Raw genomic sequence first — 9,406 nt, 5'->3', positions numbered from 1 at the left:
ACTTCTGCAATTGGGCAACGCCATGCTTGCTTCCGCTCTGATTACTCAAAAATATTCCCACGATCCGACGCGTTTATTAACCCAGGTTCGTACTATTTTTTCGACGTTGGAATCATGGATGGGGCGGAACTTATTAGAAGATCTGATCGTTTACTTCATAGAATTAATAGAGGTAAAAGAAGAACAATTTAATATAATTGTGGACAAAATACCGGAAATTATGAAAACCGCATTTATAAGTACAGCAGACCGAATCCGCCAGAGAGGCATGAAAGAAGGCACGCAACAAACCAAAAAACAGGTCGTCCAAAATATGCTCCGCAAGGGAAGTACAGTTGATTTTATCTGCGATGTACTGGAGGTTGCCCCTGAATTTGTAGAACAAGTGCGGAAAGAAATGGAAGTATAACTCACTTCGGTCTGGCAGACACTAACTTGAATCGAAATGCACGGCAGATTTGACAGATCTCGAAGATCTGTTAAATCTTGCTCAGCTGCTCGAAACTCAAAGTTCACAGCTCACAACTCGAAATCTAGCGACTCACCAACCCCGAAAAGACCCGTCCGGGCAGGCTGGGGCAACTTCACAAACTATTAAGAGGGGGCATCCTGGTGACCCCCAGAGTTCCCGGCGTCTGCCGAGATACATGCAGGCTGATAGTGCCTGTACAGGCTAGCCCGGATTGGTATTCACATTGCTCACGTTTTTCCACAATCCAGATCTATGGTCGATAGCATCCCCCTATTCCTGCGCATGACAAGTTCATGAAGGCCCTTTTGAGTGATCTCGAAATGGCCCGGGATTATTTTACCCAATTTTTGCCTGAACCGTTGAAGGAGATCGTCAATCTTAGTGCATTAAGCCATTCCGGGACCAGTTTTATCTCCGGCATGAAAGAAGGAGAGTTTTTTGCAGATATGGTTTTCGAGTGTCCGCTAAAGTCCGGGCAGGGAAAATTATACCTGAGTATCCTGGTAGAGCACAAAAGTTTCAAAAACAAGTACGTCTACATCCAGTTGGGCCGGTATCTTTTTGGTGCCTATGAGCAGCAGTTGAAAGCCAAAAGTGAATCATTAACACCGGTCATTCCTTTCCTCTATTACCACGGAGGTGAAGTTTGGCACCCGGAGAATATGCACCAATTCTTCCGGGATTATCCGGCGGTTTTGCTGGACTATATCCCGGAATTTAAGATTATATTCCGCAATGTAGGGGATTATACGGAAGAACAACTTCTGCAATTGGGCAACGCCATGCTTGCTTCCGCTCTGACTACTCAAAAATATTCCCACGATCCGACGCGTTTATGAACCCAGGTTCGTACTATTTTTTCGACGTTGGAATCATGGATGGGGCGGAACTTATTTGAAAATTTATTGCTTTATTACTTTGAATTAGTAGAGGTAAAAGAAGAAAAATTAATTGAATTGATTGATAAAGTACCAGAAGTTATGAAAACCGCATTTATAAGTACAGCAGACCGAATCCGCCAGAGAGGCATGAAAGAAGGCACGCAACAAACGAAAAAACAAGCCGTCCAAAATATGCTAAGAGAGGGGCTGGAGGTCGCCTTCATCTGTAAAATACTTGAAGTCTCCCCCGAATTTGTAGAACAAGTGCGGAAAGAAATGGAAGTATAACTCACTTCGGTCTGGCAGACACTAACTTGAATCGAAATGCACGGCAGATTTGACAGATCTCGAAGATCTGTTAAATCTTGCTCAGCTGCTCGAAACTCAACGTTCACAGCTCACAACTCGAAAATCTAGCGACTCACCAACCCCGAAAAGACCCGTCCGGGCAGGCTGGGGCAAGCTCACAAACTATTAAGAGGGGGCATCCTGGTGATCCCCAGAGTTCCCGGGGTCTGCCGAGATACATGCAGGCTGATAACGCCTGTACAGGCTATACTCCGGCTTCTCCAACTGACTGAATCAGGTGTCTCGTGCAAGGCAAACTGAGCTTGTTCGAAATTACCAATCCAAAGCTTGTATATGCTGCTGAAGCAGAAATAATTTTTGAGTTAATTCATTCCAGGTTGTTGTTTTTCCGGAAACATACTTTCTTTCATTTCATTGTAATCATCTTCATATTCCTTCGAAACCCGATCCTGTGGCAATATTGTGATATTTTCAGCTTGCTTATATCAGCGACTCTTTTCTTTTATCGGCAATTTAACGGCAAAAGAGTTGTTTTAACGGCAATTTAATGGCAAATAATTTTGATTAATGGAACATATATTTAGACGATTTTTTTTCTCCTACCCTGATAAGTAGCTTTTTTTCGACAAGTTCTGCTAAGTCGTATCTTGCTGTACGTTCAGAAATATTGTAATGTTTCATATAGTCCGAACTAATAATTTCACCTTTATCTTTAAAAAACAATAGGGCATCTAATTGTCTTTTATTGAGTTCAAACTCTTGCAAATATTCCTTGTGATAGATGTCTTTTCTGAATTCCACCCAAAAGTCTGATCCTTCAACGAGATAAGTGGGTTTTGGAAGTCCCCGAGCTACACACAACTCGGTCATTTTGCTTATACCCCGTCCCCAGGATTCCACGTACCCGCTTCGGAAAAAGGCATTGGCAATATCAGGGTTGTAAGGACGTGATGAATGACTTTTTAAAAGATTGTTTATGGTCCAGTCTCCGGGTAAATGACCTTCGTTCCAAATCATAATTTTATCCCTGTAGACCCTGATTTGAATGGGAGTTAGTCCCGAATAATCTTTGTGAGAAATAGCATTCAGCAAGGCTTCACGAATAGCTTCTTTTGGATATTCATAGGTTTCTACACGGTGAATTCCTTCGTAGCTGATTAGGGCTTTGATGTACTTTGTAAAAAGTAAATCTATAGTCTTTTCTATTTGCTCAAAAAGGTTTCCGTGAATTTCGTCCTGAAATATCAGATCGGCTTCGTTTTCGAAATAACCCATTTTGATATAAGCACCCGTGACAAATTTTTCTGGATCGGGATGGAACAGTAACAGGGCAGCTCGTTTCAAATAACCATTTGTTATCCCAGGTAGGTTTTCAATGAGTTTTAGATTTTCTAGTAAATGTTCATTGTCTTCAGAAAATGTTTCTTCAGTAAGACGTTTGCTATTGATACCCTTTTTTTTGAAAAAATCAAATGTTTCCTTCTTTAAATCGCCTACCGAAACGGTTGGAACAGGAACACCGTCCCAACGTTTCCCTTTTTTCTGCAACAGGAATTTATCCAAAGCAGCACCCTTCAACTCTTGTTTTGTGTTGCCACTTCTATAATGATATTGGCCTTTATAATTCACGGCATTTGGATAAGGCTCAACAAAAATTTCTATGAAGTTGCCTTGTTGGGTTTCATGCAAGTTGACGTCCACCAAAATTCCTAAAACATCTCTCACTTTGTTTGGGATTTCTTCGAGGAGTTTTTGGGCATTCACTGTGCCGATGATTCTCCCTTTGTCGTCTTTGCCAACATAAATGGTACCACCATCAGCATTTGCAAACCCACAAATCCACTTGAGGTATTCATCCCGCCAACTACTTTTATATTCCGTATTTTGTGACTCCGCCATTTACCCCTCCAAATTAACGATAATACCGGAGTTATGAAAATACCCTGTCGGATACAAACGGACGCACTCCTTAAAAAGGGGCAGTACCCCTTTGCCGACTACTTCCTTGCCCTGGCTCAGCAGCTCGCAACTTCACAAAGTATTAGGAGGGGGTCATCCTGGTGATCCCCAGAGTTCCCGGGGTCTGCCGAGATACATGCAGGCTGATAGTGCCTGTACAAGCTAGCCCGGATTGGTATTCACATTGCTCACGTTTTTCCACAATCCGGAGCTATGGTCGATAGCATCCTCCTATTCCTACGCATCTTCCGGGATTATCCGGCGGTTTTGCTGGACTATATCCCGGAATTTAAGATTATATTCCGCAATGTAGGGGATTATACGGAAGAAAAAATTCTGCAATTGGGCAACGCCATGCTTGCTTCCGCTCTGATTACTCAAAAATATTCCCACGATCCGACGCGTTTATGAACCCAGGTTCGTACTATTTTTTCGACGTTGGAATCATGGATGGGGCGGAACTTATTTGAAAATTTATTGCTTTATTACTTTGAATTAGTAGAGGTAAAAGAAGAAAAATTAATTGAATTGATTGATAAAGTACCAGAAGTTATGAAAACCGCATTTATAAGTACAGCAGACCGAATCCGCCAGAGAGGTATGAAAGAAGGCACGCAACAAACCAAAAAACAGGTCGTCCAAAATATGCTCCGCAAGGGAAGTACAGTTGATTTTATCTGCGATGTACTGGAGGTTGCCCCTGAATTTGTAGAACAAGTGCGGAAAGAAATGGAAGTATAACTCACTTCGGTCTGGCAGACACTAACTTGAATCGAAATGCACGGCAGATTTGACAGATCTCGAAGATCTGTTAAATCTTGCTCAGCTGCTCGAAACTCAACGTTCACAGCTCACAACTCGAAAATCTAGCGACTCACCAACCCCGAAAAGACCCGTCCGGGCAGGCTGGGCAAGCTCACAAACTATTAATAAGAGGGGTCATCCTGGCGCCCCCCAGAGTTCCCGGGGTCTGCCGGGATACATGCAGGCTGATAGTGCCTGTACAAGCTAGCCCGGATTGGTATTCACATTGCTCACGTTTTTCCACAATCCAGATCTATGGTCGATAGCATCCCCCTATTCCTGCGCATCTTCCGGGATTTTTACTATTTTTAACGGAAATGGCACGGAAGATCCGCAATCCGCACGACCGGTTCATGAAGGCCCTTTTGAGTGATCTCGAAATGGCCCGGGATTATTTTACCCAATTTTTGCCTGAACCGTTGAAGGAGATCGTCAATCTTAGTGCATTAAGCCATTCCGGGACCAGTTTTATCTCCGGCATGAAAGAAGGAGAGTTTTTTGCAGATATGGTTTTCGAGTGTCCGCTAAAGTCCGGGAAGGGGAAATTATACCTGAGCATTCTGGTAGAGCATAAGAGCTTCAAGAACAAGTATGTCTATATCCAGTTGGGCCGGTATCTTTTTGGTGCCTATGAGCAGCAGTTGAAAGCCAAGAACGAACCGCTGACCCCAGTCATTCCGTTCCTCTATTACCACGGAGGTGAGGATTGGCATCCGGAAGATATGCGCCATTTCTTCCCGGATTATCCGGCGGTTTTGCTGGACTATATCCCGGAATTTAAGATTATATTCCGCAATGTAGGGGATTATACGGAAGAACAACTTCTGCAATTAGGCAATGCGATGTTAACTTCTACATTAATCACTCAAAAATATTCCCATGATCCGGAGCGTTTACTTACTCAGGTTCATAACATATTTTCGACGTTGGAATCATGGATAGGTCGGAACTTATTAGAAGATCTGATCGTTTACTTCATAGAATTAATAGAGGTAAAAGAAGAACAATTTAATATAATTGTGGACAAAATACCGGAAATTATGAAAACAGCATTTATAAGTACAGCAGACAAACTTCGACAAGCTGGTAAGAAAGAAGGCAGGAAGGAAGGCAGGCAGGAAGGCACGCAACAAACGAAAAAACAAGCCGTCCAAAATATGCTAAGAGAGGGGCTGGAGGTCGCCTTCATCTGTAAAATACTTGAAGTCTCCCCCGAATTTGTAGAACAAGTGCGGAAAGAGATGGAAGTGTAACGCACTTCGGTCTGACAGGCACAAATCGAACGGAAGTCCGATCCACATTTCGTGCTCCCTTTGGCGCAAGTGGGACCGAAATGACTGGCACAAATTGAACTTTTATATCCACAAAGGAAGCAAAGTCAAAGCCATCAAATGGCTCAGGCGTGTAGCGATTTCCTATCCGAATCTATTCTATCATTGGGAATTGGGGTACAAACTGGTCTAAATCATTTTAGACAATACCGATTGCATAACAAGAGCCGTATGAATCGAGAGGTTCATAGCCTGTCCCGACCATCGGGATACGGTTCTGTGAGAGGTTTAGGGGTGAGACTCCCCTTTACCTACTCGATTAGCTATCGTTATTGTTTTTAATTATTAATCTCTCATTGGGATAGTCAATAGTCAAATTGAATTGTTTCATGACTTCAAGTCCAATCTTTCCGTTCCTATCACTTTCAGAATAGATGTTAACTGGTAAAAAAGCCGTTGGAATACTGTCAATCTCAATAGCTCCAATCAGGAGTTTTTCTGTTATTCCGGTATAAATTTCATATTTTCCAGATATTCCATACCCCTCTTTTTTCTCGGCATTTTCAGGGATTTCAAAATTAGGTATAGTAAAGGGTATTAGTTCCAGTGTGCCCAGATTCCCTAAATCAAACTGAAGTTTTATCGTTTCAAGAGAATCTTTATTCGACTTTATTTTACAATCTATGTAAGGCTTATTATTATGAAAACTTAATGCTAACAAACTACCTGACTTATCATCATTAACTGCATTGGAATTCCTATAAACTGTACCTCTGCCTGATTCAAAATCCAACTGTATTGGGAAATCTTTAAGAACATCATATCCAATCATACCATCTATTCCCATTTGTTTTATATATGCGTTAAATTGTTCTGGAAAGCGTTTCATGTCAGTTAGTATCCCTGAAACATTTTCAAAGATTATTGATTCTAAATTAAAGTTTAAATTATGAATGAATCGTCCATCAATGGTATGAATACCTTCCTTTGAATTTAACGGTTCCCCTTTGATATACTTTAGTTTATTGGTTTGTTGGTTTGGAAAAATCAAAATCTGATTTGCTCCTGTATCAAATATAAATTGCAACGTATCCTTTTCTGCTACAATTGGAATTAGTATAAAGCGCTTTGATACGTCAATTTCAAAATCAGTTGTCAACTCCGTTTCATTTTCAAACCAATAAATTCGTTCCTCTTTGATCTTATCAGTACAACCACCTAAGAGTATTAGTAGAATACCAAATGCGAGAACTCTTTTCATATAATTTTATTTTGATGATAGCCAACGGTAAATTGTATGAGTAGTGACAGATTGCGTGGCACCTTCCTGTCAAACCGCTACGGTGTTTGAGCGGGCTACAAACCTTAAAATTTACTACATTACCTGCCATTACTTATACAAAATGTTGCCAGCTGGTGTTTATAGCTTTAAGTCTCTAACACTTTCAAATACTTTTGACCTTAAATATAAATATTCCATTCCTTCGGGGTGGTTATGAAGCGATTCAGCTACCAACATTGACATTTTTCTTGCATTGCTATCATTAGAATCCATTACTATGTTAATTACATTTAGCATATCATCGAGAAGAGAATCAGGTAAACAAATATCTTCTTGTTTACTAAATAAATCAATATTCTCATTGTGAGCGATATGCATACATAAAGATGATATTAATTTAGTTCTTAACACAAAATCATTATCAATTCCAATTTTGTAATCATAATCTCTATGCTGCTTTTCAATTGAAAGAAAATTTACATTTTCAACAATCTTTTTATGTTCTTCGGAAGTAGCTTCCGCAGACTTTACAAGAGAAGATAAAACGGCATATGAAGCGAATCCAAAAAGAGCAGATTTTAACACTATTTCCATCCCATAATCCTTACTGTACTGATTTACACAACTTAATACAGCAATGGCATCACACTTAAACTCTTCCAACAAATCTTGACTTGAATCTAGCTTTATTTTTTCATATAAAACGCCTAAAGTGTTTTTATTATCTTTTAATAATGTGCTCCATGTGGTATTATCTATTTCAAGAAAATAATGTCCTAGCTCATGAAATGAAACTAAACTAGACATAATACTTGAAGCAAAACTTGCTTTTTCATTCAAAGCTTTGTCTGTACTCTTTTGCTCAAATACAGGAACCATCATTTGCTGTTCGTAAAGCAATGTCTCTAATAGAATTGCTCTTGAGAAAATATTGTTGTTAAATGTATACAGCTGTTCGGCAAAAAACTTTTTAAAATTATGGGTAAGTAATGGATTGTTTTTTATTATAACCTCTTCTTTGTTTTGTTGGCTATAAAACAAACAGAGGTAAAGGTTGTATGCAAATGATGAGAGATATGTATTATGAATTAAATAGAGCTTACCATCATTAGTTTTATTCAAAAGAGAATCAATTTTTTCATCATAAAGGCTAACATAGTAATAACCATCTCCTAACTCTGGGAGAGGTTCAGTGAATTCATTGGAATGGGTAACTGCAACAAATTTTGCATTTGGTCTAGTTAATCCTACTAATCTTTCAATTTGTTTCTTTTCTACCACCTATTTCTTTTTATTTAGTAATTCTTTCAATTTGTCTAAACTACCATCCTGTGTTAATTCTAATATCTCCTTTGTTGAATAACCACTAAGGTTTATCTCATCTTTTCCAACTTTAATAGTACCCTTTGTAGTCTGCTTATTTTTGACATAGAAGTTCAAAACTTTATCGACTAACACAATACTTGCAGGAAGAATTATTGTTAAAAGATCAGCACCTGTAAATGCATTCGATTCAATTATCTCTAAATCTTTGAATTCTTCTAATAATTCTTTTTTCGGTTTTTTGTCATATAGTTGGAATTCAACAACTAGTTCTTTAAGTTCTTTCATGTTTAATTTTCATTTGACATTATGTACGAACGTCTCATTCACTTGCTGGTAACGTTTAGTATATGAAAAGTAGGCGATTTCGAAGAACGAAACTTTTGGTTAAGCACAAAGTTTGAAACGATGCAAAAACCTTGAATTCAGTACTATTTAGCCTATTTTTTATATACAATGTGTGTGTGCCACGAATGGCAAACATTCTTTGTAAATATAGCTAATTTCAAAGAAAGTAAGGATGCGAAAGCGCATTCATTAACTATGGAGTGTAAGTCTCCTATGTGCGAGGGTAACGCCTGGAAACATTAGTAAGCTCCGAGGGTGCAATCCGTGAGGCTTAATCTGAAGTAAGGAGAACTGGTGAGATGCTACATCGTCAGGTTTTAGATTGAGCAGATCGCCTCTGTGAAGTCCGCAAGCATAGATAAGGCTCCACATCGTTCGGTGCTTGAGGTTGCCCTTGACTTCCAATATTCGTCTGACTTCTTCTTTGCTCAGCACATTGGGCAATGGTCTCGACCGTCTTGGCCTTTCAATGTCCTGAAGCTCTCCCATATCCAATCCATTCACCTTTACATATATCTTTATGGCAATGATCCACTGATTTTGCGTTCTATATGATTTGTTGCCGATAATAAAGTTCTCATAATTATATTGGTTAATGTCTTCAATCCTGATAGTATTCCAATGAAGGTCAGGACGTACCGCAAAAAATTGCCTTACAAAACTCAAATAGGTCTTTATGGTGGATAATCCGGAGTTGTTGACCCCCTGAATCCGGGATGTTGACCCCCTATGTGGAAAACGTACAAAAAAACATGAC

Annotated in this window: 11 protein-coding genes; 6 read left to right on the top strand and 5 right to left on the bottom strand. The window is 39.5% G+C overall.

Annotated elements, in window-relative coordinates; translation table 11 throughout:
• The 3 genes from LVD47_RS23095 to LVD47_RS23085 form a co-directional block, all read left to right on the top strand.
• The coding region (locus LVD47_RS23095; protein WP_236981047.1) for a hypothetical protein at positions 1-409 on the top strand (409 nt) is incomplete at its 5' end.
• Positions 410-744: 335 nt separating this feature from the next.
• Positions 745-1,311 (top strand): Rpn family recombination-promoting nuclease/putative transposase, encoded by a 567-nt coding sequence (locus LVD47_RS23090; RefSeq protein ID WP_439652053.1) that lies wholly within the window; start codon positions 745-747, stop codon positions 1,309-1,311.
• Positions 1,312-1,350: 39 nt separating this feature from the next.
• Complete coding sequence (locus tag LVD47_RS23085) at positions 1,351-1,641, top strand: hypothetical protein (RefSeq protein WP_236981044.1); 291 nt, start codon at positions 1,351-1,353, stop codon at positions 1,639-1,641.
• 585 nt (positions 1,642-2,226) lie between these two features.
• Here the strand turns inward: LVD47_RS23085 and LVD47_RS23080 are convergent.
• Complete coding sequence (locus LVD47_RS23080; protein ID WP_236981042.1) at positions 2,227-3,561, bottom strand: ATP-binding protein; 1,335 nt, start codon at positions 3,559-3,561, stop codon at positions 2,227-2,229.
• 273 nt (positions 3,562-3,834) lie between these two features.
• Here LVD47_RS23080 and LVD47_RS23075 point away from each other — a divergent pair, with 273 nt between their 5' ends.
• From LVD47_RS23075 to LVD47_RS23065, 3 genes are all read left to right on the top strand, one after another.
• Positions 3,835-4,032: a hypothetical protein gene (locus tag LVD47_RS23075; RefSeq protein WP_236981040.1), complete on the top strand. Its 198-nt coding sequence runs from the start codon at positions 3,835-3,837 to the stop codon at positions 4,030-4,032.
• Between the two features lie 39 nt (positions 4,033-4,071).
• Entirely contained in the window at positions 4,072-4,362 is a 291-nt protein-coding gene (locus tag LVD47_RS23070) for a hypothetical protein (RefSeq protein WP_236981038.1), read from the top strand.
• A 380-nt stretch (positions 4,363-4,742) separates the two neighbouring features.
• Complete coding sequence (locus LVD47_RS23065; protein WP_236981036.1) at positions 4,743-5,678, top strand: Rpn family recombination-promoting nuclease/putative transposase; 936 nt, start codon at positions 4,743-4,745, stop codon at positions 5,676-5,678.
• A 337-nt stretch (positions 5,679-6,015) separates the two neighbouring features.
• On the opposite strand, the gene LVD47_RS23060 is transcribed toward LVD47_RS23065, so the two are convergent.
• The 4 genes from LVD47_RS23060 to LVD47_RS23045 form a co-directional block, all read right to left on the bottom strand.
• Complete coding sequence (locus LVD47_RS23060; RefSeq protein ID WP_236981034.1) at positions 6,016-6,855, bottom strand: hypothetical protein; 840 nt, start codon at positions 6,853-6,855, stop codon at positions 6,016-6,018.
• A gap of 261 nt (positions 6,856-7,116) precedes the next feature.
• Entirely contained in the window at positions 7,117-8,259 is a 1,143-nt protein-coding gene (locus LVD47_RS23055) for a hypothetical protein (RefSeq protein ID WP_236981032.1), read from the bottom strand.
• Entirely contained in the window at positions 8,260-8,589 is a 330-nt protein-coding gene (locus LVD47_RS23050) for a hypothetical protein (RefSeq protein ID WP_236981030.1), read from the bottom strand.
• Between the two features lie 249 nt (positions 8,590-8,838).
• Positions 8,839-9,406 (bottom strand): site-specific integrase (locus LVD47_RS23045; protein ID WP_500797288.1); only part of this gene is annotated, 568 nt, incomplete at its 5' end.

Source organism: Membranihabitans maritimus, from assembly GCF_021729145.1.
GTDB lineage: Bacteria > Bacteroidota > Bacteroidia > Chitinophagales > Saprospiraceae > Membranihabitans > Membranihabitans maritimus.
The sequence above is the reverse complement of the archived record's forward strand: the minus strand, read 5'-3'. Positions and strand labels throughout refer to the sequence as shown.